This is a genomic window from Pseudomonas sp. PA15(2017) (genome assembly GCF_001945395.1).
Lineage (GTDB): Bacteria > Pseudomonadota > Gammaproteobacteria > Pseudomonadales > Pseudomonadaceae > Aquipseudomonas.
The window spans coordinates 122,673-149,196 of record NZ_MSXV01000052.1; the positions used below are offsets into that span (position 1 = coordinate 122,673).

At 60.6% G+C, this 26,524-nt stretch carries 26 protein-coding genes, 1 tRNA gene and 1 pseudogene; 13 read left to right on the top strand and 15 right to left on the bottom strand.

The window, feature by feature from the left end; translation table 11 throughout:
- Positions 1-9: 9 nt before the first annotated feature.
- The 5 genes from BVH03_RS17980 to BVH03_RS18000 form a co-directional block, all read right to left on the bottom strand.
- A complete protein-coding gene (locus tag BVH03_RS17980) occupies positions 10-213 on the bottom strand; it encodes a hypothetical protein (protein WP_075962441.1) in 204 nt (67 codons plus the stop codon).
- A 15-nt stretch (positions 214-228) separates the two neighbouring features.
- Positions 229-444: a hypothetical protein gene (locus tag BVH03_RS17985; protein ID WP_075962442.1), complete on the bottom strand. Its 216-nt coding sequence runs from the start codon at positions 442-444 to the stop codon at positions 229-231.
- Between the two features lie 12 nt (positions 445-456).
- The gene (locus tag BVH03_RS17990) at positions 457-714 is read right to left on the bottom strand and encodes a hypothetical protein (RefSeq protein ID WP_075962443.1); all 258 of its coding nucleotides are present in this window, start codon (positions 712-714) and stop codon (positions 457-459) included.
- A gap of 163 nt (positions 715-877) precedes the next feature.
- Positions 878-1,543 carry a hypothetical protein gene (locus BVH03_RS17995; protein WP_083640104.1) on the bottom strand — a complete coding sequence of 222 codons (666 nt, stop codon included), beginning with the start codon at positions 1,541-1,543 and terminating at the stop codon, positions 878-880.
- 135 nt (positions 1,544-1,678) lie between these two features.
- Positions 1,679-2,341: a tyrosine-type recombinase/integrase gene (locus BVH03_RS18000; RefSeq protein WP_075962444.1), complete on the bottom strand. Its 663-nt coding sequence runs from the start codon at positions 2,339-2,341 to the stop codon at positions 1,679-1,681.
- A 325-nt stretch (positions 2,342-2,666) separates the two neighbouring features.
- Between BVH03_RS18000 and mobH the strand changes: the two genes are divergently transcribed.
- The 3 genes from mobH to BVH03_RS18015 are packed head-to-tail and all read left to right on the top strand — an operon-like array spanning position 2,667 to position 5,979.
- On the top strand, positions 2,667-4,643 hold the full coding sequence (gene mobH, locus BVH03_RS18005) for a MobH family relaxase (protein ID WP_256574744.1): 1,977 nt from the start codon (positions 2,667-2,669) through the stop codon (positions 4,641-4,643).
- A 6-nt stretch (positions 4,644-4,649) separates the two neighbouring features.
- Positions 4,650-5,573 carry a tyrosine-type recombinase/integrase gene (locus tag BVH03_RS18010; RefSeq protein ID WP_083640105.1) on the top strand — a complete coding sequence of 308 codons (924 nt, stop codon included), beginning with the start codon at positions 4,650-4,652 and terminating at the stop codon, positions 5,571-5,573.
- A 52-nt stretch (positions 5,574-5,625) separates the two neighbouring features.
- The gene (locus tag BVH03_RS18015) at positions 5,626-5,979 is read left to right on the top strand and encodes a histone-like nucleoid-structuring protein, MvaT/MvaU family (protein ID WP_075962445.1); all 354 of its coding nucleotides are present in this window, start codon (positions 5,626-5,628) and stop codon (positions 5,977-5,979) included.
- A 42-nt stretch (positions 5,980-6,021) separates the two neighbouring features.
- On the opposite strand, the gene BVH03_RS18020 is transcribed toward BVH03_RS18015, so the two are convergent.
- A complete protein-coding gene (locus BVH03_RS18020) occupies positions 6,022-6,630 on the bottom strand; it encodes a hypothetical protein (protein ID WP_075962446.1) in 609 nt (202 codons plus the stop codon).
- A complete protein-coding gene (locus BVH03_RS26450) occupies positions 6,631-6,804 on the bottom strand; it encodes a hypothetical protein (RefSeq protein ID WP_168175645.1) in 174 nt (57 codons plus the stop codon). It abuts the gene before it with no gap.
- A gap of 278 nt (positions 6,805-7,082) precedes the next feature.
- Here BVH03_RS26450 and BVH03_RS18030 point away from each other — a divergent pair.
- From BVH03_RS18030 to BVH03_RS18040, 3 genes are all read left to right on the top strand, one after another.
- Positions 7,083-7,158, top strand: a tRNA-Thr gene (locus BVH03_RS18030).
- Between the two features lie 139 nt (positions 7,159-7,297).
- On the top strand, positions 7,298-8,542 hold the full coding sequence (locus tag BVH03_RS18035) for a nitrogen regulation protein NR(II) (protein WP_075962448.1): 1,245 nt from the start codon (positions 7,298-7,300) through the stop codon (positions 8,540-8,542).
- Between the two features lie 56 nt (positions 8,543-8,598).
- A complete protein-coding gene (locus BVH03_RS18040) occupies positions 8,599-8,835 on the top strand; it encodes a DUF1654 domain-containing protein (RefSeq protein ID WP_075962449.1) in 237 nt (78 codons plus the stop codon).
- A gap of 36 nt (positions 8,836-8,871) precedes the next feature.
- Here BVH03_RS18040 and BVH03_RS27275 read toward each other — a convergent pair whose 3' ends face one another.
- Positions 8,872-9,282, bottom strand: a complete 411-nt coding sequence (locus BVH03_RS27275; RefSeq protein WP_371915375.1) for a methyl-accepting chemotaxis protein — start codon at positions 9,280-9,282, stop codon at positions 8,872-8,874.
- Positions 9,283-9,411: 129 nt separating this feature from the next.
- Positions 9,412-10,497: pseudogene (locus BVH03_RS27280) on the bottom strand (PAS domain-containing protein); the annotation flags it as partial.
- A gap of 122 nt (positions 10,498-10,619) precedes the next feature.
- Between BVH03_RS27280 and BVH03_RS18050 the strand changes: the two are divergent.
- The 4 genes from BVH03_RS18050 (at position 10,620) to BVH03_RS18065 (ending at position 14,972) form a co-directional block, all read left to right on the top strand.
- On the top strand, positions 10,620-11,360 hold the full coding sequence (locus BVH03_RS18050) for a gluconate 2-dehydrogenase subunit 3 family protein (RefSeq protein ID WP_075962451.1): 741 nt from the start codon (positions 10,620-10,622) through the stop codon (positions 11,358-11,360).
- 5 nt (positions 11,361-11,365) lie between these two features.
- Entirely contained in the window at positions 11,366-13,129 is a 1,764-nt protein-coding gene (locus tag BVH03_RS18055) for a GMC family oxidoreductase (protein WP_075962577.1), read from the top strand.
- Positions 13,126-14,352: a cytochrome c gene (locus tag BVH03_RS18060; protein WP_075962452.1), complete on the top strand. Its 1,227-nt coding sequence runs from the start codon at positions 13,126-13,128 to the stop codon at positions 14,350-14,352. Before BVH03_RS18055 ends, BVH03_RS18060 begins: the two co-directional genes overlap by 4 nt.
- Before the next feature lie 134 nt (positions 14,353-14,486).
- Positions 14,487-14,972: a hypothetical protein gene (locus BVH03_RS18065; RefSeq protein WP_075962453.1), complete on the top strand. Its 486-nt coding sequence runs from the start codon at positions 14,487-14,489 to the stop codon at positions 14,970-14,972.
- A gap of 12 nt (positions 14,973-14,984) precedes the next feature.
- On the opposite strand, the gene BVH03_RS18070 is transcribed toward BVH03_RS18065, so the two are convergent.
- The 4 genes from BVH03_RS18070 to BVH03_RS18085 form a co-directional block, all read right to left on the bottom strand.
- Entirely contained in the window at positions 14,985-15,167 is a 183-nt protein-coding gene (locus BVH03_RS18070) for a hypothetical protein (protein WP_075962454.1), read from the bottom strand.
- A 369-nt stretch (positions 15,168-15,536) separates the two neighbouring features.
- Positions 15,537-17,990: a PAS domain-containing protein gene (locus BVH03_RS18075; RefSeq protein ID WP_075962455.1), complete on the bottom strand. Its 2,454-nt coding sequence runs from the start codon at positions 17,988-17,990 to the stop codon at positions 15,537-15,539.
- Between the two features lie 147 nt (positions 17,991-18,137).
- On the bottom strand, positions 18,138-18,896 hold the full coding sequence (locus tag BVH03_RS18080) for an ABC transporter substrate-binding protein (RefSeq protein WP_075962456.1): 759 nt from the start codon (positions 18,894-18,896) through the stop codon (positions 18,138-18,140).
- A 90-nt stretch (positions 18,897-18,986) separates the two neighbouring features.
- A complete protein-coding gene (locus tag BVH03_RS18085; RefSeq protein WP_075962457.1) occupies positions 18,987-19,901 on the bottom strand; it encodes a LysR family transcriptional regulator in 915 nt (304 codons plus the stop codon).
- A 108-nt stretch (positions 19,902-20,009) separates the two neighbouring features.
- Between BVH03_RS18085 and BVH03_RS18090 the strand changes: the two genes are divergently transcribed.
- Positions 20,010-20,888 (top strand): alpha/beta fold hydrolase, encoded by an 879-nt coding sequence (locus BVH03_RS18090; protein ID WP_075962458.1) that lies wholly within the window; start codon positions 20,010-20,012, stop codon positions 20,886-20,888.
- 174 nt (positions 20,889-21,062) lie between these two features.
- A complete protein-coding gene (locus tag BVH03_RS18095) occupies positions 21,063-23,321 on the top strand; it encodes a TonB-dependent siderophore receptor (RefSeq protein WP_075962459.1) in 2,259 nt (752 codons plus the stop codon).
- A gap of 128 nt (positions 23,322-23,449) precedes the next feature.
- On the opposite strand, the gene BVH03_RS18100 is transcribed toward BVH03_RS18095, so the two are convergent.
- Complete coding sequence (locus BVH03_RS18100) at positions 23,450-23,875, bottom strand: N-acetyltransferase (protein WP_075962460.1); 426 nt, start codon at positions 23,873-23,875, stop codon at positions 23,450-23,452.
- A gap of 444 nt (positions 23,876-24,319) precedes the next feature.
- On the opposite strand from BVH03_RS18100, the gene BVH03_RS26965 reads away from it, so the two are divergent.
- Complete coding sequence (locus tag BVH03_RS26965; RefSeq protein ID WP_256574745.1) at positions 24,320-24,454, top strand: hypothetical protein; 135 nt, start codon at positions 24,320-24,322, stop codon at positions 24,452-24,454.
- Between the two features lie 109 nt (positions 24,455-24,563).
- Here BVH03_RS26965 and cyoB read toward each other — a convergent pair whose 3' ends face one another.
- Positions 24,564-26,519: a cytochrome o ubiquinol oxidase subunit I gene (cyoB, locus tag BVH03_RS18105; RefSeq protein ID WP_075962461.1), complete on the bottom strand. Its 1,956-nt coding sequence runs from the start codon at positions 26,517-26,519 to the stop codon at positions 24,564-24,566.
- Between the last annotated feature and the right edge of the window lie 5 nt (positions 26,520-26,524).

Here is a 26,524-nt window from a genome sequence, read left to right on the forward strand (position 1 = left end):
ATTTCCTCGCTACTTCATGCGGCGCATGTTTGGCTCAGGCTTGAGCCAGCGAACCTCAGCGCGCAATTCGTTAATGGTTTCGTTCAGCTTCAGAATCAGCGCTTCAGCAGTAGGCGTTTCGCTTCGAGCAACAATGCCTGCCATCATCGACAGCTCAGCGGTGTCGAGGCCGCGCAGATGCTTCAGCTTGTCCAGCAGGGCAAAATCGCTCATGACCCGATTCCTTGATCAGTTCGCGGGCAATTCGCCCAGGGCAACACCAATACGGCGGTGCAGGTCTTCCAGTTCAGCGCGGCCGAGGATCATGCGCAGCTCTGAGCGCGGGTCATCCTCTGCGCGAATCGAAATGCTCGCCTGCCGGGCGTGAGGGTTGACCTCCACGCCTTTCAACTTGGCGGCGATTACCTCGGCCTTGCGGATAGCGAACTTACGAAAAATATCCATCGGCGTTTTCCTTCATTCAGCAGGATCAACCGGGATTCCTTCCCGTTCACACTCGCCTTCGTCGGGTAGAAAGTCGAAACCGATGTCGGAACCATACAGCTCAATACGGTTGACTCCATCGCTAGCCCTGAAACGGCGGGCGCGAACCTGGCGCCCGCCCTCGGTGCAGATGCCCTTACCTGGAACATCAATCAGCACCAGTGATCCCTGGTTCAACGAGCCGTCCTGTTCCCGGAAGTGTCCTTTGATCGAGCGAACCTCAATATTCATAGTGCCCCCATTCTCTACTAACTTGGCCCCAGGCATTGGGGGGGATGGCCGGCGCTTATCCCCAGCTACTGGCTACCCTCAGGCTACCAAGCGAATCGCGCTACCCGAGGGCCACGCTTTCATCCTCTCCAATGCCTACGGCATTGCCATTGCAACCCCAAAGTCATGGTCGTTTCTTGATGAGTGCCCGGACGCTCTCAACTTCGTTGAGCCAAGCGGCAGTGCGAGGGCATCGCCACTTAACCAGCCTGATCATCCGAGCATAGTCGGCTGTAAGGTTTCTCTGAAAAATTGGTTCGTGATGGGCAATGCGGTTGCGGATGCCCCTTACCTTGTCAAGTTCGTCATAGATCATCTGCCGGCACTGCTGAGCTGTGAGCCCTGGCGGCAAGCCTCGAAACGAAGCGTGCAAGTGAGGAATCCACAAACGGCTATCGAAACGCTGGGTGAACAGACGAACCCAGAAAGCGAACTTCATCTCAGGGATGACCTTGTTCGTGTTTCCAGCGGGAGCTTTTGCCCTTCCAGAAGCAAGCTCCTTCCGTAGGCTAAAGCCAAACTTCGGGTCTGGCAGGCTTCTCTCTAAGCCAACCGCCCACGGCCACTGCGGGCCGTATACGGCCCCCAGCACCTCTGACGCAGCGTTGCGCACAGCAACCTCGCAGATTTGCTGTGGCAGCATGAACGCTCCTGAAACCTCGGCGTTCCAGGCATACAGCTCTAGTACCCGCCTTGAGTTCTGCATGCCCTGCGCCGCCGCGTAGGTGCTGAGCCGCTGCAGTGAAATGACGCCTTCAATGGCCCGAATGTCAGCAGCAGATGCCAGCAAGGTCGATCTCCTTGACGTGATCAAATTTGAGCAATAGGATTACCCCACTAGCTCCGGGACTTGTTGGCGAAAGCCTCCCCCTGGGGACATGCGAAAAGAAAGGCTCACCGCAAGGTGGGCCTTTTTCGTTTCTGCTCACAGGATTCTCCGCACTATGTCGCCCAGGCGGGCAGGATCGCCCGCGCAGAGCCGCTTAACCGCTTCCAGGCTCTCGATGCCTAGTATCTCGCTGATATGCCGCAGATCGATCCCACGGCGCTTGAGCTTCACCGCCAGCGTGCGCCGGCCTGACTGGGCGCTCGCGCCCTCTATGCCCGCCTGCTCGAAAAGCCGGGTGAACAACCGGCTGAGCTGTGTCGCGCTGTAATAGGTCTTGCCGTCCCGCTGTTTGGCGCTGAGCTTGAGCCCTTCGCCAGTGCGGCCAGACACGAACAGCGGCGAGGCCGGGTCAAGGCCGCGATATGCTGCCTTCCGACTCGATACCCCATGCCCGCGCTCCAGGCGCTCGGCCAAGTGGGAGTCAATGGCATTGGTCAGCTTCTTGTTCGTCCAGCACAGCGGTCGGGGCTTGTGGTTGTAGGCTATCTCGGCCCTCACCTGGGAATCGCGCAGAATGCCCCCGGCTTCGTCCAGATAGTCGCTCACGCTTAGCAGGCACAGCTCGGTAACGGTCATTCCCGTACCGAAGCAGGCGAGCAGCAGAGCGGCGTCCCTGATGCCATTCTCGGCGCTGCTGACTTTGGCTACCTTTACCGCTTGCTCCAGCTGGTCATCCTCGACAACGATGGCCTTAGGCATCTATCACCCTAAGCAGTCTATTGCTATCAATCCTGACATAGTAGGACAAAGAAAAGGCCGGGGGAATACCCGGCCTCTGCCTGCTGTTGGCGTTCACGGAAAATGGGATTCCACCTACTCCGTCCGCAGCGCAGGGCTGCTGCACGCGGAATTCATCTTCCGGCAAAAGATGAATTCCCATTGCCCCAGCCCCTGGCGATGCGAGGAAATGGCCCAGAAACGGCTGGTAAGGGCATAAGGGAAGGGGGATCAATGGGAAAGGCCCTACCCGTAAAGGGCTCTGGATCGGTCGATTGGAAAAGCAAAAGGCTGCCGGAGCCCGCCCATGAATGCCATGTCCAAACTGTTGACCTTTTTTTCGCCCAAGGCAGCAGTGGCAGAGCCAAGGGCTGTCATTCCTGATAGCTACACCCGCCCTGAGTCAGCCGATACTCTACTGGGCACCCCTCTGCGGCAGCGCTTGCTGGAAATCATATGGCAGCGCACATCTATGTCGAAGGCTCATTTCGAGCAGCTCTACATGGATCCGATCCGCCGCTACACGGCGTTGGTGCAGCTGCTTCCCGCTTCGGAGATGCACCACCATGCGTACCCTGGTGGCATGCTCGATCACGGTCTTGAGATCATCGCCTACGCGCTGAAGCTGAGGCAGAGCCATCTACTTCCACCTGGTGCTGCTCCAGAAGATCAAGCTGCCCAAGCTGAAGCATGGACGGCCGGAGTGGCATACGCCGCACTGCTCCATGACATCGGCAAGATAGCGGTCGATCAGCGCGTGGAGCTTGCCAGCGGCAAGATCTGGCGCCCGTGGCACGGCCCGATCACCGAGCAGTACCGCATGATGTTCGTGCGCGGCCGGGACTACCACCAACACCCTGCGGCAGGAAGCCTATTAGTCAGCCAGATACTCTCATCAGAGGTACTGGACTGGATCGCTGGCGTCCCTATGCTCTTCGGCCAGCTAGCGTTCGTGCTGAGCGGCCACTATGAGCAGGCCGGCGCCCTCGGCGAAATCGTTATCAAAGCCGACAAGGCGTCCGTGGCCAAGGCGCTGGGCGGCAACCCAGCAAAAGCCATGGCCGTGATGACTGCACCACAGGACTCCCTGCAAGGCAGACTCATTCGTGGCCTGCGGCAGATGATTCGCGAATCCGCGGGGGATACGCCATTTAGGCTGAACCAGCCAGGTGCCAGTGGCTGGCTCACCGATGACGCCCTATGGCTAGTGAGCAAGCCGGTCTCGGATCGGCTGCGCGCCCTATTGATGAGCCAGGGCATGGAAGGCGTCCCAACGCGCAACTCCAGGCTGTTCGATGAGATGCAGGGCCACGGCATCATCCAACCAACACCTGGTGATGATCCGAAAGCCATCTGGAACTGCACGATCCAGGATCCGAGCGGATGGAAGCAGACGCTGACAATGCTCAAAGTCTCGCCAGCCCTGATCTGGGCGGCGGGAGATGAAAGACCCACATCCTTCACTGGCACGGTCATCGTCGAGAGGGATCTGGGGGCAGAAAGCGGTACCGCCGGTACCACAAGTGTCCAACAGATGGGATCAGCGGCAACCCTGTCCACTTCTTCGCCCCTCTCCCCCCCTCCACATATGGACTTCGAGATCCCCTTAGACGATCTCCAAGAGGAGCTCTCCTCGATCTACATGACTGCACTGCCCAGCTTTGACAACGAGCCGGATGAGCTTGAACTCTTGATGCGGGGCACGACACGGCCTGAGTCAACAGTTGCAACAATCCGAGAGGACGATGCGCCAGATTCGGATACACTCAATAATGGCATTAAGGCATCATCCCAAGCTTGCGCCCAAACTACCCCAGCAGAAGCTGAGGTCGGACGTGAATCAAGCAGTGCTGCACCAATGTCTTCCAGGGAATTATGGGAGGGAGAGGAACTGGGGCAGCGATTCATCGTATGGCTCGGGGAAGGGTTGAAAAATCGACGAATTGTCATTAACGACGCAAAAGCAAAAGTCCATGCGGTTGCTGGTACGGCTTTTATCGTCACACCTGGCATCTTCCAGAGATTCGTAATGGAACATCCATCGCGGATCAAATCCAGTGCTAATAACAAAGAGTCCGATAACTGGAAGGAGGTACAAAAGCAATTCCAGAAACTGCGCCTACATAAGAAAACCAGCACAGGACTGAATATTTGGAAGTGTCGTGTCATTGGGCAAAATAAAGCTCGAAGCAGCCTTCAAGGCTATCTACTAATAGACCCCAATAAGCTGTTCGATTCGATACCACCTGACAACCCTTTCCTTAGCCTTGAGCAGGGAGAGTAGTCGCTCATGCTGACACTTGAACAACTACTAGAAGAATACTTTTTTGCTAGACATCTTAGAGCGCGATCACAGGAGAGCTATCGAGGCGCGTCCAGGCAACTACAAAAATATATGTTATCAGTGGATCTGAGTCACCCAGACCAACTGACGCCGAGGGACGTTCTGCGCTGGCGTAGCACTGCGCTCAAGCAGATGAAAGAAGTGAGCTGGAACAGCTACATGCGGCATTTACGAGCACTATGGAATTTTGGGCTGGATCAAGGGCTACTCACCGGATCGAAGAACCCATTCAAAGGTACTGCCGTATCAGAACCGAAGAAACCCAAGAAGACATTGAACCTGGAGCAAATCGCGCAAGCCAGGTGGATACTGGCTCAAATGGATGCTTGGGAGCATGGTCATAACGAGCGAAGCCGCATCACGCCGGCATGGTTCTGGCAGGTAGTGAACGAAACATTTTATTCAACGGGGCTACGCCTGAACCAAGTTCTCAATATTAAGTTGGCAGATGTGAGGCTGAAGGATCGCTTGATTATCGCATCCATTGAAGGATCCAAGAATAAGCGGGAATACCCTATCCCTATCTCAAGCAAGTATCTTCCATGGATAACGATGCTGGTGGATCGCGCCCGCCTGCAGAAATTCAGTTCTAAAGACCAGCTCTTCAATGTGAATAGATTCAGCTCACACCATCGGCGCTTGGAAATGAACTGCTGGCAGGTGGAAGCCTGCTACGCCAAAATCTCTGAAATAGCCAACTCTAAAATATCGCCGCACAGATTCCGGCATACGATGGGGACAGATCTGATGAAGAAGCCTGAGAGAAACCTTCACCTCGTCAAGGAGTTACTTGGGCACACGAATATCAAGACGACGCTAGAGTATGTCTCCGTCGACGTAGAAATGCTTCGCGAATGCGTGGAGAGATAGGTTATCGTTATACATGCCTGTCCAACACTCAATCATGGGGAAAACCTAAAGCATGTCGAAAATCGCAGAGTACAAAGCGCTTGAAGCATCACTAGCAGAACAACTGAAGCAACTCGAAGCGCTGAAGAACGACAACGAGCTGAAGCGTGAGATCGAGTTCGAGACCAAGCTTCGTGCACTCATGGAGAAATACGGTGTCAACCTGCGCGGCATCATCTCGATCTTGGATCCGCAGCCCAGAGTCAATGTCACGGTGCCGACTAGCAGGCGATCTGAGCGCAAGATCAAAGTCTACAAACACCCCAAAACCGGCGAAGTTGTTGAGACCAAAGGCGGGAATCACAAGGTGCTCAAAAGCTGGAAATCTGAGTTCGGTGCAGAAGCGGTAGAGAGCTGGCTGCAATAGCAGACACCTCAAGCAGCGCCATGAGTACGCTACTTTCAGACTCTAGATCTGGAAGAGCGTACCGTCTGAGTTCAATGGCCGGAAATAGCCCTTGATGCAGCGCACGTCTCGAACGCATATCTGGATATGCGTTTGCTTCCGAAAGAAGGTGCCGGGAAACAATTCAGGGCCTTCCAGGAAGGGGGAGCGCACTGAAGCATAAGGTGGAAGGCCAACCTCACCTCGAGCATGGTGCAGCGTCTGGAACACGGCGCAATCGAGGTGCCGCTTCAGATTGTCCTGATCGCCGTTGAAACCAGGCACATTGACTGGCAGAACGTCGGACGACGTTGTCACTAGAACCTCGTATGCACCTTCGAGCTGCAGCAATGCACCTTCATCAGTGAGGTTCAGGCACAAGCCCAAGTCGATGACAGCACCGACAACGAAGGGGTCTTTTATTGATCCCTTGCCACGTTTGGAATGCTTTTGGAGATGTTCTGCGTAGCTGAGCGCCCGTTCTGGACTGTTTTCCCAGAAGTAGCTGCCTTCACCAAGCCAGTCGTAATCATTGATGCTCGGCGACACGTGCTCGCCGGCCAGAATTAACTCCCCTACTTTTCGATCACACCCGTGGAAGCCCAGGACGAATGAGGGGAGCTGTTGGTACATTTATCGATAGCTGGCCGTGAGATCGCCCTTGGCAGTGAACACGCCAGTCTTGGTGCGAAATTCTTTAGCTTCATCAGGATCGCCAGCTAGGATCTGTGCCAACTGACGAATACGCTGAGCCGCTTCGACGTGCGGGTTCTCAGCCTTCGGTGCCTTTTTTGCTTTGACAGTCATGGCGACCTCCAAGGGTCGTCGGAATATGTAGGTCATTTTATAGACAAACAGGGTTCTTGTCAGCTTGCCCAAGATCACGAGGCAAGTGTGGAAGGTGGTTCGACCAAGATTGCCCCAGCCACTCGGCATTTTGACGGTGGCAACTTGACATATCACTTCAGCTTTGCCACATTCCGCCCCGGAGGATTCGTGTGCCCCGTCCCTAGATCTGTGTGGGCGCGCTTTCTGTGAGTGGTGCAGAAGAGACGCAAGTGTTGACGGCTCGAGCCCCAGCAAATGCCGGTATAGCTCAGCTGGTAGAGCAACTGACTTGTAATCAGTAGGTCCCGGGTTCGACTCCTGGTGCCGGCACCATACAACATAAGGCCTCGCAGAAATGCGGGGCCTTGTCGTTTCTGAGTTCTGCATTTCCGCTCATCCTCACCCACATAGACACCCATCGCACCCGCCCCGCGAAACGACTACGCTACCCCTACAACCAAACGGAGCCACCATGGCAGATACCCCGCCCAGCGCCGGTTTGCGGCTGCCTGAAGACGCACCTCTGGTGCGCAAGATTGGCCATGAGCTCATCGAGTTTCTGCCGGTGGGTGTGTACCTGTGCAACGCGGCGGGGCACTTGACCACTTATAACCCCAAGGCGGCGGAGATCTGGGGGGAGGCGCCGGAGCTGTGCAAGGAGCCGGTCAAGTACACCGGCGCCTATCGCCTGCGCAGCGAGAATGGCGCGCACGTGCCGCTGGAACAGTCGCCGCTGGCGGCGGTGCTGCTCAGCAAGAAGCCGATCACCAACCTGCGCATGATCGTCGAGCGGCGCGACGGCAGTCAGGTGCCGATTCTCGCCAATATCGTGCCGCTGTTCGGTATGGATGGCGTGATGATCGGCTTTATGAACAGCCTGCAGGATCTCAGGCAGCACGCGGCCCAGGAGCAGGCGCAGCACAATCTGCAGAATGCCCTGGTGCAGGCGCAGAAGATGGAGCAGATCGGCAAGGTCGGCGGTGGCGTCGTTCATGAGTTCACCAACCAGCTGACCAGCCTGTCGATGAGCCTGTCGCTGATGGAAAGGGAGATCATGGACGCCGGCTCGGAGCAGTTGCAGGCGCGCTACGCGCTGTGCCGCGAGGCGACCGATCAGGTCACCCAGTTGGCCGAGAGCCTGCTGCTGTTCGCGCGCACTCGCCCGCGGTCGCTGGAGCGCATCGACCCCAACCAGTTGCTGCTGGGCATGAGCACGCTGATCAGCAACGAGGCCGGCCAGGCGATCGACTGCCAGCTCAACCTGGCCACCGACAGCAGCTTCCTCAGGGCCAACAAGCAGCATCTGGAGAGCGCCATCATCAACCTGGTGACCAATGCCCGGGACGCCATGGCCCAAGGTGGCCAGCTGACCCTGAGCACCTTCAATGCCCATCTGGATCGCAGCAACTTCCCCCACCACAACGCTAACTTCAAGCCCGGTCGTTACGTGGCGATCTGCATCACCGATACCGGCACGGGCATCGCGCCGGAAGCGCTGGAGCATATCTTCGCGCCCTTCTATACCACCCGGGCGGTGGACAAGAGCACAGGCCTGGGCCTGACCATGGTCAAGGGCTTCATCACCGATATGAACGGCCAGTTGAAGATCACCAGCCGGGTGGATGAAGGCACCAGCGTGAGCCTGTATTTTCCTTGTTATGGCACGGAGCATTCGCTGGCGATCACCGGCAGCGACGGGACCTCGAACGGGGAGTGACAGCTGGCCACTGGCCGGATTACTGTACGCACATACAGCAATCCGAGTAATCGCTCATGACTCAAGATGCCAGCTCCGTCACCTCCTACGAACAATTGGGCGCGCGGGTTTCCCGCGCCATCAACGCGCCCGCCGCGCAGCGCTCCCGCTCGGCAGTGCTGCTGCGCGCCGAGGGCGACAGCCCTGAAGACTGGTCGCGCATCCTCGATGAGATAGCCGAGAACGACAACGTGACCATCGCCTGGCGCGACGATGGCGTGCAGTTGTTCTGGACGGTGCCTGCCGAGGATTGAGCGCGGCCTGACGAGCGCCAATGGCTACTCGTCAGGTCAGGTGGCCACCTGGCTGGAGAACTGGCTGACCGCCGCGACCACGCCTTTGGCATCTTCCTGAATGTCCTGGATCACCGTATCGGAGTCGCTGGCCATTGTCAGTGCCTGCCCGGCCAACTCGCGGCTTTGTGTGATCACGTCGACCGCGCTGGAGGCCAGCGCCTGATTTTGCTGCACCACGGCGACGATTTCCTTGGTGGCTTTGGAAGTGCGCGAAGCGAGCTGGCGCACCTCATCGGCCACCACGGCAAAGCCGCGGCCCTGCTCACCGGCGCGGGCCGCTTCGATGGCGGCGTTGAGGGCCAGAAGATTGGTCTGATCAGCGATCCCGCTGATTGCCGTGACGATGGATTCGACCAGCCTGCCCTGCTCGTCCAACGCCTGAATACTCTGGGTGGCGCTTTGCATCGCACTGGCCAGGCGATGCAGCACCTCGACGGTATCGCGGATGACCTCACGGCCCTTGCTGGCGCTGGCATCGGTTTGCAGAGACGTGCTGTACGCCAGGTTGGCGGCGTTGGCGACGGCTTGCTCCAGATTCACCTGCTCGGTGATGACAGTGGCGAACTTGACCACTTTGTAGAGTTTGCCGTGCAGATCGATGATGGGGTTGTAGGTCGCCTCCAGCCAGACGTCGCGACCGGCGCTGTCGATGCGCTTGAAGCGGTCGACCACGAACTCGCCACGGCGCAGGCGCTCCCAGAACTGGCGGTAGCCTTCCGACGCGGCCTCCTCGCTGGTGCAGAACATGCGGTGGTGCTTGCCGACCACCTGCGCCAGGTTGTAGCCCATGCCGCGCAGGAACAGGTCGTTGGCGGTAATTACCGTACCATCGAGGTTGAACTCGATCACCGCCGTGGAACGCAGTAGCGCCTTGACCAGGCTTTCGTGCTCCAGGGAAGCCTCGATGGTGCGGGTCAGGTTGTTGGAATGGATCACCAGTCGCTGCTTGCCGGTCAGGTGATCGCTCATGGGCACCACCACCGAACGCAGCCATACATGACGGCCATCCTTGCCGAACAAACGCAGCGCACCACTGAAATGGCGGCGTTCCTTGATCGCGGACAAGGCGCGGGCCTGGTGCGGGTCGCGGGCCAGGTCCGACGGTAACAACTGGGACAACGGCTGCCCTTCGACATCACCAGCACGGTAGCCAAGCTCGCGTTGAAACAACTCGTTGACCCGTTCGATACGACCATCGGCATCCAGCTCGATGATGATCATTTCCTTGTCGAGATTCTCCCTTATCTCTTCCTGCATGGCTAAGCGAGCTTCTAGCTGCTTGTTGATCTGTTTGAGGTGAGAGTTGAACACGGCAAGGACTCCAGGGTAGATACCATTTGATCGGCTTGGCATGAGGAAACTTGAAGCGCGAGAAAAGCCCGCTAACAGTAGCCCGAGACAGCTTGCGCCGTCCTTGTAAGCAGACGACAAATCTCCCTGTGCCGCCCAGACACTTCCTGACCAGCTGGCCAAAAAAACCTGAACACCCCGCGCCGCTTCGCTGTCGGACTTTTCGAGAAGTTCCACAACGCCGCTCAATAGTTTGTTGCAATGCATTGCGGCAGCCGGAATTGCGTTCTGGGACCGCTCACGACGACATGGTGTCAGGCCGAAAACCATTATTTCAAGGCGGCCAAGCAATCGACACCGGTCGTGGATGTCCGTGCATCCGCATGCCGCCTTCGGGTGGTCCCCAGACAGCCTGAGCCGGGCAGTGGATGCCCGGCGTTCGAGGAGTTCCCATGTCCAAAGAAGCCCCGCGGGGTTTGAGCCGGCGCTCGCTGCTCAAGGCCTCGGCCACCACCGTGGCAGCCGGCGTCGCCGCCAGCGCCCAGGCCGCCACCGTCAGCGGCGTGCCGCAGTGGCTGCCGTTCGACCATAACGGCCCGCTGCATTACGACGCCAAGGGCTGGCAGTTCCTGACCACCGAGGAGGCCCGCGAAGTCGAGGCCATCGTCGAGCAACTGATCCCGGCGGACGAATTGTCGCCCAGTGGCAAGGAGGCCGGTTGCGCGGTGTTCATCGACCGCCAGCTGGCGGGCCACTACGGCACCTATGAACGCCTCTATCAGCAGGGCCCGTTCGTGCCCGACATCGAGCCGGGCTCCGAGCAACTGCCCCGCGAGCGCTATCGCCTCGGTCTCGAGCAACTGGGCAAACATTGCCAGCAGGCGTTCGGCAAACGCTTCAGCGAGCTGGACGGTGCGCAGCGCGACGAGGTGCTCAAGGGCCTGGAGTCGGGCGAGATCGCCTTCGAGAACATCGAAGCCAAGGTGCTCTTCACCCAGGTGCTGCAGAACACCATGGAAGGCTTCTTCGCCGACCCGATCTACGGCGGCAACCGCGACATGGTGAGCTGGAGGATGCTCGGCTTCCCTGGTGCGCGTTACGACTATCGCCCCTACATCGACCGGCACAACGAAAAGCTGGATCTGGTACCGCTGTCGATCATCGGCAGCTCCGCGTGGAATCGAAAAGGATGAGCGGCATGGCCAAGAAACTTCCTGCAACCGACGTGGTGGTGGTGGGGCTCGGCTGGGCCGGCTCGATCATCGCCAAGGAACTGGCCGACGAAGGCCTGCGCGTGGTCGGCTTCGAACGCGGCGCCTGGCGTGACACGGCGAGCGACTTCAATATCGCCTCGGTGGCCGACGAGCTGCGCTACGTATCGCGCCAGGAGCTGATGCTGCGCACCCGGCAGAACACCTGCACGCTGCGCAACAAGCCCAGCGAAACCGCGTTGCCGATGCGCACCTGGGGCTCGTTCCACCCCGGCAACGGCACCGGCGGCGCCGGCAACCACTGGGCCGGCATCACCTTTCGCTTCCAGCCCGAGGAATTTCGCCTCAAGAGCCATCTCACCGAGCGCTACGGCAGCCAGGCCATCGAAGGCCTGACCCTGCAGGACTGGGGCACCACCTGGGAAGAGATGGAGCCGCACTACGACGCCTTCGACCGCGTGGCGGGCATCTCCGGCAAGGCCGGCAATATCGGCGGGAAAATCATCGAGGGCGGCAACCCGTTCGAGGGCGCGCGCTCGCGGGAATACCCCAACCCGCCAACCAAGCAGACCTACGCCCCCACGCTGTTCGCCGAAGCGGCGCGCAACATGGGCTACAAACCGTTCCCGGTGCCCTCAGCGCTGGCCTCCCAGGGCTATACCAACCAGTACGGCGTGACCATGGGGCCGTGTACCTTCTGCGGCTTCTGCACCAACTACGGGTGCGCCAACTATTCCAAGGCCAGCGCCATTGTCAACGTGCTGCCGGCGCTGGTGCGCATGCCCAACTTCACCGCCAACACCCACTGCGAGGTGCTGGAAGTGACCAAGGACGGCACCGGCAAGCGCGCCACCGGCATCGTCTACGTCGACGCCAACGGCGAGAGGTGGGAGCAGCCGGCCGACATCGTCGTGGTGGCCGCCTTCACCTTCGAGAACGTGCGTCTGATGCTGCTCTCCGGCATCGGCGAGCCGTACGACCCGATCAGCAATACTGGCACCACCGGCCGCAACTACGCCTACCAGACGGCCAACAACGTGCAGTTGTTCTTCGATGACAAGAACTTCAACCCCTTCATCGGTGGTGGCGCCATCGGCATGGGCATCGACGAATTCAACAACGACAACTTCGACCACGCCGGCCTGGGCTTCGTTGGCGGCGGCAGCACCCGGGTGACGCCCATCGGCGCGGCGCCGATCAACTCGCGCCCGGTACCGCCCGGCACGCCCAAGTGGGGCAAGGAATGGAAGAAGGCCACGGCGCAGTATTACGCCGCGAGCATGTCCATCGGCTGCGAAGCGAGCAACTACAGCGCGCGTACCAACTACCTGTCGCTCGACCCGACCTACAAGGACCCCCACGGCCGGCCGCTGCTGCGCATCACCTTCGACTTCACCGAAAACGACCTGCGCATGGCCCAGTACGTGACCGACAAGACCGCCGAGATCGCCAAGGCGCTGAACCCCAAGATGATGTTCGCCAGCCCGCGCAAGGGGCCGTGGTCGAACACCTCCTATCAGTCGTCCCACGTGGTCGGCGGCTTCGTGATGGGCGCCGACCCGGCGACCAGCTCGGTGAACAAGCACCTGCAGGTGTGGGGTGTGCCCAACCTGTTCGTGGTCGGCGCTTCGGCGTTCCCGCAGAACCCCGGCTACAACCCCACCGGCACCGTCGGCGCGCTGGCCTTCAAGGCCGCCCACGCGATTCGTACCCAGTACCTCAAGCGCCCCGGGGAGATGATCAACGTATGAAGACTCTCCTCAGCGTCAGCTTCGCGCTGCTGGCCACCGCCAGCGCCGGCGCCCATGCGGTCGGCGGCCAGGACTCCTACGAACTGGTGGAGAAAGGCCGCTATATCTCCACCCTGGGTGACTGCACGGCCTGCCACACCATTCCCGGCAAGCCGCTGTTCTCCGGTGGCGTGGCCATCGATACGCCGTTCGGCACGCTGCTGGGCGCCAACATCACCCCGGATCAGCAAACCGGCATCGGTCGCTGGAACTTCGAGGAGTTCGAGGCCAGCATGGCCCGCGGTCACCGCCGCGACGGCAAGCAGCTCTACCCGGCCATGCCCTACGCCGCGTACACCAAGGTCACCCGCGAAGATAACCAGGCCCTGTGGGCCTACCTGCGCACCATCGAGCCGGTACACAACGAGGTGGAAACCAACCAGTTGCCCTTTCCCTTCAGCATGCGCCTGAACATGCAGGTGTGGAACTGGCTCAACTTCACCGAAGGCGAATTCAAGCCCGAAGCGGACAAGAGCGCGCAGTGGAACCGTGGCGCCTACCTGGTACAGGGCCTCGGTCACTGTGGCAGCTGCCACACGCCGAAAAACCTGATCGGCGGCGACAAGAACGCCGAATTTCTGCAGGGCGGCAACCTGCAGGGCTGGATGGCGCCCAACATCACCGGTACCGCGCATATCGGCCTGGGCGACTGGAGCGAGGCGGACATCGTTCAGTACCTGAAGACCGGCGCCAACCGCTACGACATCGCCTCCGGGCCGATGGCCGAAGCGGTCGAGCACTCCACCCAGCACTGGCGTGATGACGACCTGATGGCGGTGGCCGTTTACCTCAAGGACCTCGACCACGAGCACGACAAGCCCGAGCCGCTGGCCGCCACTGACGCGGTAATGAAAGCCGGCGGCGCGATCTACGCCGACCGCTGTTCGGGCTGCCACACGCCAAACGGTGAAGGCATCGCCACGCTGTTCCCGAAATTGGCCAATGCGCCGCTGGTCAATGCCGGGGACGCCGCCTCGATGATTCGCGTGGTATTGGCCGGCAACCGTGCCGTGAGTACCGAAGCCGCGCCCACCGGCCCGGCGATGCCGGCCTTCGCCTGGAACCTGTCGGACGAAAACGTCGCCGATGTGCTGACCTACATCCGCAACAGCTGGGGCAACGCCGCCGCGTCGATCAGTGCCGACGAAGTGCGCAAGCAGCGCGCGGCCCTGCAGAGCGAATAAGGCTGCCGGGAAAATCGCCGATGGCCTGCAGCGTCAGGCCCTCGGCGACGCTCGCTGCAGGCCGGCGTAACTGGTGCGATAATCGGCGTCCTTCAGGGGCCGGTGACCAAGCCCCGCGACGCAGGAACGACACCATGAAAAATTCACAGCGTGGCTCTGGCCACCTGTTCAGCCTGATGGTTCTCGGGCTCATTGTCTGGGGGGCTTACGTCACCCTTTACGTGCCCTACGAGCACCGTAAATCGATGGACGCCTTTCGCAGCAACCCGCCCGCGGTAAGCCCGGCGAAGATGGCGGTGATCGATACCTACAAGACCAGGCCGACACCGACCCAACTGCCCCACGGGCTGTATACCGGCAAGGCCGAGCAGGACGGCTATCCGATGACCATCAGCTTCGCCTTCGGCGACGGCCAGGTCATCACCAAGAAAGCCCGTATCAAGACCTACGAATTCACCGGCACCGCCCGCTATACCCTCGACGGCGCGGTGATGACCTTCAGCGACATCGAGGGTGATGCCGTGCTATTTCCGCAGCAGGGCGAGCCGCTGGAAGTGATCAGCGACACCGAGGTACATATCCCCGGCCCGGACAAACCACTGGTGCTGACTCGCCAGTAGATCCAACGGCGATCAGGAGTCGCCGTCGCGCTCGCGTTCGATCAGTTGGGCCACCTTGGCCGCTGCTTCCGTCTCACTGGCGAAGAAGTGCTGCTGATCATCGCCAGTGACCACCTGGAAGATTTCTTCATCGCCCAGGTGCCGGTGCTCTTCGGGTATGTCGCTGCCCTGCAGTTTCTTCAATCTCACGGCCATCGCGGCGCACTCCTGATTGGTAGCCCTGCAGCTATGACCGACCGGCATCTGGCGAAGTGCTGGGTAAATTTCGGGTCGCTCGCCGCATGTGAGGCCGGCATCGAATGGGCAAATACGGGTTTGCGGTCGATGATTGGGCACGCACCATGACCTTGCGCCTGGCACGATGAAGTCGCTCAGAGCCTGTTCACGATCTTTCGACGCGGCATCGAAGAGGCCATTACGAGGCAGGAGCGGACACTCAGCGATTGCGTAGGAGGGGCCGGGCGGCGATCCGCTTTAGCCGCGAGCTTTTTATTAAGGCAAACAAAGCGCTCGGGGCTAAAGCCCCTCCTACAAGTTACCTCGAGCCGAGGGATCGTGAACAACTCAGTCGCGGGCCACGGCGCGCTGGATCGCCCCGGCCAGGATGCGCGACAGCTGCTCCACCGAATACGGTTTGTGCAAAAGCTCGAAGCCGTGGCTGCCCTGCTGCGCCAGCACCTCGCTGTAGCCGGAAGTGAGCACCACCGGCAGCAAAGGATGGTTGCGGTGGATTGCCTTGGCCAGGTCGATACCGTTCATGCCGGGCATCACCACATCGGAAAACACCACGTCGAAACGCCGCTCCGTATCGCTCAGGCACGCCAGCGCCTGCTCGGCGCTGGTGGTCAACGTGGGCTGGTAGGCGAGTTCGAGCAGCGCGCTGACGCAGAAGCTGCCGACGTCGGGATTGTCCTCGACGACCAGCACCCGGGTGCCATGGGCGCCGTCCAGCGGTTGCGGCTCGGCCAGCCTGGCACGAGAAGACGGCCGCGCCGCGACCCGCGGCAGGTACAGCGTGAACGTGGTGCCCTCGCCCACCACGCTGTCGACCATGATCTCGCCACCCGACTGCTTGGCGAAGCCGAATACCTGGGACAGACCCAGGCCGGTGCCCTTGCCCAGTTCCTTGGTGGTGAAGAACGGCTCGAAGATCGCCTCCAGATGCTCCGCCTCGATGCCCGTGCCGTTATCGGTGATGGACACGGCGACGAAATCGCCATTCACTGCAGCGCCCATGCGGCCTGCCGGAATCTGCGTGCAGGGCTTGACGCGAATCTGGATACGCCCGGCACCGTTGAGCGAGTCGCGGGCGTTGAGCGCCATGTTGACGATGGCTGTGTCGAACTGGTTGGCATCGGCATAGACGTGGCACGGCTGGCTGGGCATCTGCAAGGCGAGCTCGATGCGCGTGCCATTCAGGGTTTCCAGCATGTCGGTCAGCGCGCGCAGGCTTTCGCCCACCGCGAACACTTCCGGGCGCAGGGTCTGGCGCCTGGCGAAGGACAGCAGTTGCCCGGTCAGCCGCGAAGCACGGTCGACCGTATCGGAAATCGCCTCGATGTAGCGCAGCCGTTTCTGCTCCGGCAGGCCGGGGCGCTTGAGCAGGTCGCTGGACGACTTGATAACCGTGAGCAGGTTGTTGAAGTCGTGGGCGACACCCCCGGTGAGCTGGCCGACCGCCTCGAGCTTCTGCGCCTGGCGCAGGGCTGACTGAGTACGTTCCAGCTCCAGCTGTGAGCGAAGCTGCTCGGTGATGTCGTGGGCGAAATGGAAGGCGCCGATCACCTGGTCGTCGGCATCGTGCAGCGGCGTATAGGCGAGCTCGTAGCTGCGCCGCTCGCCGTTGGGCTGGCCATATTCGGCCGCCACGCGAAAGGTTTCACCGCGCAAGGCACGCTGCATGTAGGTGCGCAGGCCCTGGCCCTGCTCCGAGGTGACCAGATCGGGCAGCACTTCGCCGCCCTGCACGGCAACGCCGTAGAGCTCCTGCATGGCGCGGGCGTGGGCCTGGTTGAAGGCGATTTGTCGGCACTCGGTGTCGAAGATGCAGATGGGCACCGCGTTGGCCTCGATCACGTCGCGAAACAGGCGCAGCTTGGTGGTGCGTTCGACCACCTGCTGCTCCAGAGTCGCGTTGAGTTCGCGCAGCTGCGCTTCCCGCGCCTTGAGCGCCGCTTCGGCCTCCTTGCGGGCGCTGATGTCGGAGGCCGCACCCAGCCAACTGGTGACGGTGCCTTCGGCATCGAACATCGGCACCGCGCGCACGTGGGCCCAGCCGGTGGTGCCATCCACACGATTGACCGGATGCTCGATGTGGTAAGTGCCCGTTTCGATGGCCCGAGCGATCTCCGCGCTGACCATGTCCCGAGCTTCGGCCGGAATGTAATCGTCCAGCCAACTGCTGTTGGTGCTCTGCGTATCGGGGATGAAGTTGCCGCCATTGAGCTCGTGCAGCTGTGTCCAGTCGGCGCTGATATGAAAGCGCACCTCGGAGGACGAACGGATCAGCGCATCCAGGCGCTGTTCGCTGTCGCGCAGTGCCTGGGAGGCCTTGACGTGCTGGGTGGTTTCCCGGGTAAAGCACAGTACGCCGGCGATCTGCCCGGCATCGTCACGCAACGGCGAGAACGAATAACTCCACCAGGTCTGCTCGGGTTCGCCACGTCGCGCCATCTCGATGGGCATATCGACGAAGCGTACCGCCTGCCCGTGGAGAGCCTCCTCGAGGGGCACGCGAACCGCCTCCCAGGCATCGGCCCACAGCACCGCCAGCGGCTGCCCGAGGGCATATGGCAAACGCGGCCCGAGAATCGGCCGGTAGGCATCGTTGTAGAAGAAGATCAGCTCCGGCCCCCAGACCAGGTACATGCTTTCCGGGGAGTCGAGCATCAGTTCCAGTGCACTGCACAGGGAGCGCGGCCATGCCGCCGGGGCGCCCAGCGGTGATGCCGTCCAGTCGTGATCACGGATCAGGGCACCGGTCTCGCCGCCGCCGATCAGAAACGCTCGTTGTTCCATGGGGTCCGCATTCATATCCAGTGCCGACGACGTTCGGGGGTACAAGCCGCTGCCACTTGGCCAGGAAACGGGCAGCGCGGATACAGAGTGCGCCGGATGGGGCGCAGTTCCGGTTATATCGATGTGGCGCCCCCGGCCAGGCTCGCCTCAGTGGGCGGGATCATACGTCACAGGCCGCCAGTAACGCTGCTGAATGCGCGCCAGCTCACCGCTCAGGCGCAGCTGCTCGAGCGCATTGGCCCAGGCAGCAACCAGGGCATCGTCGCTGTCCTTGCTGAAGGCGATGTACAACGCCGAGCGATACAGCGCGACCGGCACCCGGCGCAGCGTGCCGGGGGCGATACCCAGCTGGGCACTGTAATAGGCCACGCCCGCGTCGGTGTCGCCGACGATGATTCCCGTGCGCCCGGCCAGCAGCATGCGGTAGAGCTGTTCGCTGCTGTTGGCATTCTTGTCCAGATTGGCGAAACCCTGGGCTTCGAGCACCTGTGGAACGATCCCGGCATGCCGGGTGGTGATCTGCGGCGCCTGGCGCAACTGTTCGAGAGAGCCCATCGGCGGCGTCCCGGCCAGCTGGTAGGGGTAGATCGACTCCTCGGCGATGGGCCCCACCCACTTGTACAGCGACTCGCGCTCGGGCGTGCGGAACATCGAATACATGATGGTCTTGGGGCGATTCATCAGCACGTGGGTGGCGCGCATGCTCGGCACCACCACGATGTCGAAGCCGTCGCCGGTCAGGGTCATGATCGCCCGCACGATATCCGTGGCCATGCCGGTCAGTTGGTCGCCCTGCTGGTAGTTGTAGGGCGCCCACTCCTCGGTGACGATCTGATAGGGCTCGGCTCGGGCGAAGGCGCCGAGCAGCAGGCAAAACAGCGCGAGGATGGAGCGGAAAGATTTCACGTGGATGTCTGGGTTCGCGGCGGCGCCGGGACGGCAGAGAATAGTGCCACAAGCATAGCTGCCGCGACTGCACTCGGGCTGGCTGGCAAGTCAGCTGCCCGACAACTCACCTCCACTGGCCAGCGCCTCGACCATGAAATCGACGAAAGCACGAACCCTCGGCGACAGGTGCCGAGACTGCGGATAGACGATGTAAATCACATCCGCGGCTGGCTCCCAGGCATCGAGAACCGGCACCAACTGGCCGGCGTCTATTTCCCGTTTCACGTGATAGTCGTGAATCTGCCCCAGGCCGAAGCCTGCCAACACCGCGGTATGCAGGGCCAAGCCATCGTTGAAGGTCAACGAGCCTCTGGGCTGAGAAGCGCGCGGCTCGTCCGCCTCCTGAAAAGCCCAGACACGTGAGCGCCCGGTTTCGTGATAGGTCAGTGCCAGGCAGTTGTGCCGTGTCAGGTCTTCAGGCGATTCGGGCACACCGTGCCTGGCGAAATAGGCGGGTGCGCCCACCACGCGCCGACGCACCTGAAGCAGTGGCCGGGCGATCAGGCTGGAGTCTTCCAGCGGGCCGAAGCGAATGGCCACGTCCATGCCCTCGTCCACCAGATTGACGTAGCGATCGGTGATCGAGACGGCCAGATCGACTTGTGGATAACGTGCCTGAAACGCGCCCAGCAGCGGCACCACCCGGTTGCGTCCGAAGGACACCGGCAGACTGAGTCGCAGAGTTCCCGTCGGCTGCCGTCCGGCCCGGCACAGCACCAACCTGGCGTCGTTGAGATCGGCGAGCACCTGCCGGCAACGATGGAAGAACGCCTCGCCATCGAGCGTCAGGTTGACGCTGCGCGTGGTGCGCACCAGCAAGGCCGTATCCACCTGGGCTTCCAGGCGCTTGATGGCATTGCTCACCCCGGCCTGGGTAATGCCCAGCGCCTCGGCCGCCCGTACAAAGCTCTTGCGCTCGGCCACCTCGACGAAGATACCCAGCGTCTTGAGATCCAGATCCATCACTCTCGCCCATTCATCACTCAGCGTTATGAGTGATGTTACGCCACTGCCGATTTTCTGTTGATCGCCGCGCCCTAGGATAGGCACACAACACCCGAGGAATTGGCGATGAACGACACGACTCATGACGAAGCCGCCTTCGCTTCGATCTTCGAACACCGTATGCAAGGCGCTGCGGGCGAGCGCCTGCATTACGTGATCGGCGGGCGAGGCACACCGATACTGCTGGTACCCGGCTGGCCGCAGACCTGGTACGCCTGGCGCAAGACCATGCTGGCGCTCGCCAAGCATTACACGGTGGTTGCCGTGGACCCGCCCGGCCTCGGCGACTCGGACAAACCCTACGGCGGCTACGAAACCGATAGCGTGGCCAGGCGCCTGCATGAATTGACCCAGGCCCTGGGCTGGGAGCGCTTCGATTTCGTGGGCCACGACGTGGGCGTATGGATCGGCTATGCCTACACCAGCCTATTCTCACAGCAGGTTCGCCGCCTAGCTCTGCTGGACGCCACCGTGCCCGGCCTCGCGCCAGCGCAGATATACGCCTTCGAGCCAGAACGCATCAGCAAGAACTGGCACTTCTTTTTCCTCGCCCAGGCGGACCTGCCCGAGGCACTGATCAGCGGCCGCGAACACGCTTTTCTCAGTTGGCTCTTCCATGCCAAGAGCGCCAACAGCGACTGGCTCGAACCCCAGGCGCTGGCCGAATACGTCCGCTGTTATTCCGCGCCAGGCGCCTGGCGAGCGGCAGCCAGCTATTACCGGGCGCTGTTCGACAGCATGGCGCAGAACCACATGCATGCGCGCAAGCGCCTAGAGATGCCGGTACTGGCCATGGGCGGCGAGGCGGCACTGGGCGGCATGATGGAAAGCATGATGAGGCAAGTGGCCGATAACGTGACGGGCGTGATTGCCCCATGCGGGCACTACATTCCCGAAGAGGCGCCCGACTTCGTGGTGGGGCATCTTCTTGAATTTCTGAAGTGAAGGAGCTGTTGGAGTGCCAGAGGCCATGCGGCCTTCAGGCCGAGCAGCGATGGTGGTTAAGAACGCCCTAACCGCTGCGCCTACAAAGCCGACGAATGATATAGATTATTATTCTCCACACCTCTATCTTTACCCACCCTACTACCTTCGATCATGCGATCAGCAGGATTGCTCATGTCTAACCCTCGTACGCCAAACAAGACCGCGCTGACCTCCCTGTGGCTGCCCGTGTGCCTCGCAGCCGGTTTTTCCTCTGCGGCTGTCTATGCGCAAACCTCACTGGATATCTCGCCACAGGAAGCGCAGTCAGCTGAAGTCGACAATGCGGGAGCATCGCTCGAGCTGGAGGAAACAGCAATCTCCGCCAGTGCCGATGCGTCACGCGAAGGTCTGGTGCCTGAATTCGAGGGTGGGCAGGTCGCGCGGGGTGGCCGAGTGGGCATTCTTGGTAACAAGGACTACATGGAGACCCCGTTCACCTCCACTTCCTATACCAATCAGCTGATTCAAGATCAGCAGGCACACAGCGTTGCGGACATCCTGCAGAACGATCCATCCGTGCGGATCGCTCGAGGGTTCGGCAACTTCCAGGAGCTTTACGTCGTACGAGGCTTCCCGCTCTACTCCGATGATATCGCCTACAACGGCTTATACGGTCTGTTGCCGCGCCAGTACGTGGCCTCCGAGTTCATCGAGCGTGTCGAGGTCTTCCGAGGCGCCAATGCCTTTCTCAACGGCGCAGCGCCCGGCGGAACGGGCATCGGTGGCGCAATCAACATCCTGCCCAAGCGAGCACCAAACGATCCTCTCACCCGGCTGACCGTCGGCGCTGAGACAAATGGCTTCGGCACCGCCAGCGCAGATATCGCTCGACGCTTCGGCGAGGAAGACCGCTTTGGCGTGCGTTTGAACATGGCCAAACGCGATGGCGAGACGTCGGTAAAAGATCAGAATCGCACCCTGGACATGTTTGCCCTGGGGTTCGATTACCAGGGCGATCGCCTGCGTCTGTCTGCCGATATTGGCCACCAATATCACTTCATCGACAGACCGCTGCCGAGCGTCACACCCACCGGCGGTATTCCCAGCGCCCCGGACGCCAAAGACAACTACGGACAACCTTGGACTTACTCGAAAGAGAAACAGACATTCGGCACATTGCGTGCGGAGTATGACCTGTCTGACGCCGTCACCACTTGGGCAGCGGCAGGTATGCGCAAGGGTGAGGAAAAGAACGTGCTAGCCAACCCGTCGTCGGATGCCGCCGGCGTCACAACTGCCTCTCGCTTCGACAATTACCGTGAGGAAACTGTCACCACCGGAGAGGTGGGTATGCGTTTCAATCTGCAGACCGGGCCGGTGTCCCATGAATGGGTGGTCTCGGGCGCCATGTACGACACCAAGGATAAGAACGCCTGGCAAGGCAACTTCAGCAGCCCCATAGCTGGCAATCTCTACAATCCCTATGACGGGGCAAAGCCAGACAATAATTCCTTCAACGGTTCGATGTCTGACCCTCACATCACTGGCCGTACACATACGCAAAGCCTGGCGATTGCCGACACACTTGGCTTCTTCGACAACCAGTTGCTGGTTACCCTGGGGGCTCGTCGTCAAGGATTGGACGTAACTGCGTACGACTACAACAGCGGTAATCGAACCTCGAAGTACAAAGAGTACGAAACTACGCCTGTCGCGGGAGTTGTGTACCAGCTCAACGAGCAAGTGTCGGTTTACGGTAACTACATCGAAGGTTTGACCGCAGGCGATACCGCGGGCTCAACCACTACCTTGCCCGACGGAACATCTGCACCGATCCTCAACGCCGGCCAAGCTCTGGCCCCCTACGTCGCAAAACAAACCGAGCTCGGCGTGAAATACGACGGCGGCTTCGTGGGCGGCAGTATCGCAGTATTCCAGACCGAAAAACCGGTCGGCATCGTCGAGAACCAAATCTTCAAGGATGGTGGCGAGCAACGTAACCGCGGCATCGAACTCTCGGTATTCGGCGAACCCGCTCAAGGCGTCCGCCTGTTGGGCGGCCTGACGCTGCTGGATGCAGAGCTGACCAAGACCCAGGATGGAGCAAACGACGGCAATGAGCCGATCGGCGTGCCAAAAATCCAGGCCAATATCGGGGGTGAGTGGGACGTACCGGGCTTCAACGGCCTGTCGCTCAGTAGCCGCGTGATTTACACCGACAGCCAGTACACCAACAACGCCAACAGTCTCGAGATTCCATCGTGGACCCGGCTGGATATCGGCGCACGTTATGGCTTCAAGCTCGACGAGCGCGACGTGACTTTGCGAGCGCGCCTGGACAACGTCACGGGCCGCGACTACTGGGCATCCACGGGTGGCTATCCGGGCTCCAACTACCTGACGCTCGGCGAGCCACGTACGCTTTCGGTCAGCGCGACAGTCGATTTCTGATCCACGAAATTCGCTGATTGCCGTACAAAGGAGCGGGACTAAACGTCCCGCTCCTTTTGCCTTGGCCAATTGCTATTTCAGCTTGCGCAGGGGTAATCAGCTACTTGGGTAACGCATGCCAGCAAGCTTTACTGCAAACGCTTCTGGAAAAACAGGCGTTTGTGCTCTGCGGGATAAATATCCAGCTCGCCGAATTGGCTGTAGCCATGTTTCTCGTAAAAAGCGGGTGCTTGAAAACTAAAGGTGTCGAGCCAAATACCCGTGCAACCTTTCTCGCGAGCCACTTCTTCAACCATTTTCATCAATTGCGACCCGGTCCCCTGACCTCGCGCTTTAGCCGGAATGGCTAGTAACTCGATGAATAACCATCGATAAAATATTTCGCCATAAAGTCCTCCAATCACCTCGTTGCTGTTTTCGTCACGGACCAACAAGGCGATTGCTTCTGGCTTTGGATCACCAGCCTGCGCAATGTTGTAAGCGCGCAAGGGACGTAGAATGGCTGAGCGATCCTCCTCTCCGGGGTTGGCTTTCTTCTCGATCCGCGCATTCATCGCTATTTCCCCTCGACTCACATCGTCGTTATGCCTGATTTTGGATCAGTGTTGTCGCAAGCGCACAATGAATGCAAGAAGAACATTCGTTGGCAACATGCCAAGCCGGAGAGTTCGAGGGACGGGCACACATCCAGGTCACGTGAAGCACACCGGCCACCTGTTGCGAGCAGCAGCCGACACATAGATCCCGTGAAACAAAGTGGCCCCAGCAGCACTTTTAACTACTCGGGTTCGCATGACTCGTAGCCCCTTCAGCGTGTCGATATCAACCTGGAACAGCCGCCGAGCGGCCACGCGCTAGCGAGACCATCCGGCGCCGCGCGTTCCGCCGAGTTTTCGGGCAGCGCTAGCAGCGCATGGAGCAGGCCCGCACGATAATGCGTCAGCGGAAATGACAGGCATATCGGCGCACGTTATGGCTTCAAGCTCGACGAGCGCGACGTGAATTTGCGAGCGTGCCTGGACAACGTCACGCGCCGCGACTACTGGGCATCCACAGGTGGCTATCCGGGCTCCAACTACCTGACGCTCGGCGAGCCACGCACGCTTTCGGTCAGCGCGACGGTCGATTTCTGATCCATGAAATTCGCTGAATGCCGAACAAAGAGCGGGACTGAAGGTGCCGCTCTTTTTTGCCTCAGCCAAACTGCAGCTCAGGTGCAGTTGAAACACCGGCAGTAGTCCGTCAGCCCTTTCCCGCCGCCTCGATCCGCGCAATTTCCTCCGGCTGCACGTAGTAGTCGGTGTCCTCGTCGTAGCTGCGCACGATGAAGCAGGCGATGCTGGCGATGAAGGTCACGCCCGCCAGCCACCAGATGTGCCAGATCAGGGAGAAGCACATCAGGGTCATGAACGCCGAGGCGATCAGGCCAATGCCGGTATTGCGTGGCATATGGATGGGGCGAAATTTGCTCGGCGCGGGTTGGCGGCCCTCGCGCTTCTGCTCGTGGAATTCGTCGATGCGGTCGCCACGCGGCGTGATCGCAAAGTTGTAGAACGGCGGTGGCGACGAGGTCGACCATTCCAGGGTGCGGGCATCCCACGGATCGCCGGTGTGGTCGGCCAGTTCCTTGCGTTTGAGGATCGACACGGCGATCTGGATCAGCGTGCACAGAATGCCCAAACCGATCAGCACGGCGCCAACCACGGCCACGTACAGGTACGGTTCCCACTCGGGATTGGTGGTGGTGTTCAGGCGCCGGGTCATGCCCATGAAACCGAGGATGTAGAGCGGCATGAAGGCCAGGTAGAAACCGACGATCCAGAACCAGAACGATGCCTTGCCCCAGCCTTCGTGCAGCCGGAAACCGAACACTTTCGGGAACCAGTAGGTGATGCCCGCCATGTAGCCGAACACCGCGCCGCCGATGATCACGTTATGGAAGTGGGCGACCAGGAACAGGCTGTTGTGCAGCAGGAAGTCCGCGCCGGGCACGGCCAGCAGTACGCCGGTCATGCCGCCGATGGAAAAGGTGATGATGAAGCCCAGGGTCCACAGCACCGGCGTGGTGAACTCCAGGCGGCCACGGTACATGGTGAACAGCCAGGTGAAGATCTTCACCCCGGTGGGTACCGCGATGATCATGGTCATGATGCCGAAGAAGGCGTTGACGCTCGCCCCCGAGCCCATGGTGAAGAAGTGGTGCAGCCACACCACGAACGACAACAGGGTGATCGCCACGGTGGCCCAGACCATCGAGTGATAGCCGAACAGACGCTTGCGGGCGAAGGTGGCGGTGACTTCGGAGAACACCCCGAAGGCCGGCAATATCAGCAGGTACACCTCGGGATGGCCCCAGGCCCACACCAGGTTGACGTACATCATCGGGCTGCCGCCAGCGGTGTTGGTGAACAGGTGGAAATCCAGGTAGCGGTCCAGCGTCAGCATCGCCAGGGCCACGGTGAGGATCGGGAACGCCGCGCAGATGATCACGCTGGTGCACAGGATGGTCCAGGTGAAGATCGGCATTTGGAACAGGCCCATGCCCGGCGCGCGCATCTTGAGGATGGTGACCAGGAAGTTGACCCCGGTGAGCAGCGTGCCGAGCCCCGAGAGCTGCAGGCTCCAGATGAAGTAGTCGACGCCGACGCCGGGGCTGTACTCGATGCCCGACAACGGCGGATAGGCGACCCAACCTGTCATGGCGAACTCGCCGACGAACAGCGAGATGTTGGTCAGCAGCACGCCGCCGACGAACAGCCAGAAGCTCAGTGAGTTGAGCAGCGGAAAGGCCACGTCGCGGGCACCGATCTGCAGCGGCGTGACGATGTTCATCAGCCCGACCACCAGGGGCGTGGCGACGAAGAAGATCATGATCACGCCGTGGGCGGTGAAGATCTGGTCGTAGTGATGGGGCGGCAGGTAACCCTCGGCGCCGCCGGTGGCCACGGCCAGCTGGGTGCGCATCATGATGGCGTCGGCGAAGCCACGCAGCAGCATGATCAGGGCGACGATCACGTACATCACGCCGATTTTCTTGTGGTCGACCGAGGTCAGCCATTCGCGCCACAGCCAGCCCCACTTCCTGAAGTAGGTCAGCGCGGTGAACAGGCCCAGGCCGCCGAGCGCGACCATGATCATGGTGACGACGAGGATGGGCTCGTGCAGGGGTATGGCGTCGAGAGTGAGTTTTCCGAGCATGTGTC

Excerpts from the sequence above, each read along its gene's own strand:
- BVH03_RS18060 (WP_075962452.1), top strand. The coding sequence starts at position 13,126 with ATGAAGACTCTCCTCAGCGTCAGCTTCGCGCTGCTGGCCACCGCCAGC.
- BVH03_RS18065 (WP_075962453.1), top strand. The coding sequence starts at position 14,487 with ATGAAAAATTCACAGCGTGGCTCTGGCCACCTGTTCAGCCTGATGGTT.
- cyoB (WP_075962461.1), bottom strand. The coding sequence starts at position 26,519 with ATGCTCGGAAAACTCACTCTCGACGCCATACCCCTGCACGAGCCCATC.
- BVH03_RS18010 (WP_083640105.1), top strand. The coding sequence starts at position 4,650 with ATGCTGACACTTGAACAACTACTAGAAGAATACTTTTTTGCTAGACAT.
- BVH03_RS18000 (WP_075962444.1), bottom strand. The coding sequence starts at position 2,341 with ATGCCTAAGGCCATCGTTGTCGAGGATGACCAGCTGGAGCAAGCGGTA.
- BVH03_RS18070 (WP_075962454.1), bottom strand. The coding sequence starts at position 15,167 with ATGGCCGTGAGATTGAAGAAACTGCAGGGCAGCGACATACCCGAAGAG.
- mobH (WP_256574744.1), top strand. The coding sequence starts at position 2,667 with ATGAATGCCATGTCCAAACTGTTGACCTTTTTTTCGCCCAAGGCAGCA.
- BVH03_RS18100 (WP_075962460.1), bottom strand. The coding sequence starts at position 23,875 with ATGAATGCGCGGATCGAGAAGAAAGCCAACCCCGGAGAGGAGGATCGC.
- BVH03_RS17985 (WP_075962442.1), bottom strand. The coding sequence starts at position 444 with ATGGATATTTTTCGTAAGTTCGCTATCCGCAAGGCCGAGGTAATCGCC.
- BVH03_RS18040 (WP_075962449.1), top strand. The coding sequence starts at position 8,599 with ATGACTCAAGATGCCAGCTCCGTCACCTCCTACGAACAATTGGGCGCG.
- BVH03_RS18050 (WP_075962451.1), top strand. The coding sequence starts at position 10,620 with ATGTCCAAAGAAGCCCCGCGGGGTTTGAGCCGGCGCTCGCTGCTCAAG.
- BVH03_RS18055 (WP_075962577.1), top strand. The coding sequence starts at position 11,366 with ATGGCCAAGAAACTTCCTGCAACCGACGTGGTGGTGGTGGGGCTCGGC.
- BVH03_RS18035 (WP_075962448.1), top strand. The coding sequence starts at position 7,298 with ATGGCAGATACCCCGCCCAGCGCCGGTTTGCGGCTGCCTGAAGACGCA.
- BVH03_RS26450 (WP_168175645.1), bottom strand. The coding sequence starts at position 6,804 with ATGACTGTCAAAGCAAAAAAGGCACCGAAGGCTGAGAACCCGCACGTC.
- BVH03_RS18075 (WP_075962455.1), bottom strand. The coding sequence starts at position 17,990 with ATGGAACAACGAGCGTTTCTGATCGGCGGCGGCGAGACCGGTGCCCTG.
- BVH03_RS17980 (WP_075962441.1), bottom strand. The coding sequence starts at position 213 with ATGAGCGATTTTGCCCTGCTGGACAAGCTGAAGCATCTGCGCGGCCTC.
- BVH03_RS18090 (WP_075962458.1), top strand. The coding sequence starts at position 20,010 with ATGAACGACACGACTCATGACGAAGCCGCCTTCGCTTCGATCTTCGAA.
- BVH03_RS18015 (WP_075962445.1), top strand. The coding sequence starts at position 5,626 with ATGTCGAAAATCGCAGAGTACAAAGCGCTTGAAGCATCACTAGCAGAA.
- BVH03_RS18085 (WP_075962457.1), bottom strand. The coding sequence starts at position 19,901 with ATGGATCTGGATCTCAAGACGCTGGGTATCTTCGTCGAGGTGGCCGAG.
- BVH03_RS17990 (WP_075962443.1), bottom strand. The coding sequence starts at position 714 with ATGAATATTGAGGTTCGCTCGATCAAAGGACACTTCCGGGAACAGGAC.
- BVH03_RS18020 (WP_075962446.1), bottom strand. The coding sequence starts at position 6,630 with ATGTACCAACAGCTCCCCTCATTCGTCCTGGGCTTCCACGGGTGTGAT.
- BVH03_RS27275 (WP_371915375.1), bottom strand. The coding sequence starts at position 9,282 with ATGCAAAGCGCCACCCAGAGTATTCAGGCGTTGGACGAGCAGGGCAGG.
- BVH03_RS18095 (WP_075962459.1), top strand. The coding sequence starts at position 21,063 with ATGTCTAACCCTCGTACGCCAAACAAGACCGCGCTGACCTCCCTGTGG.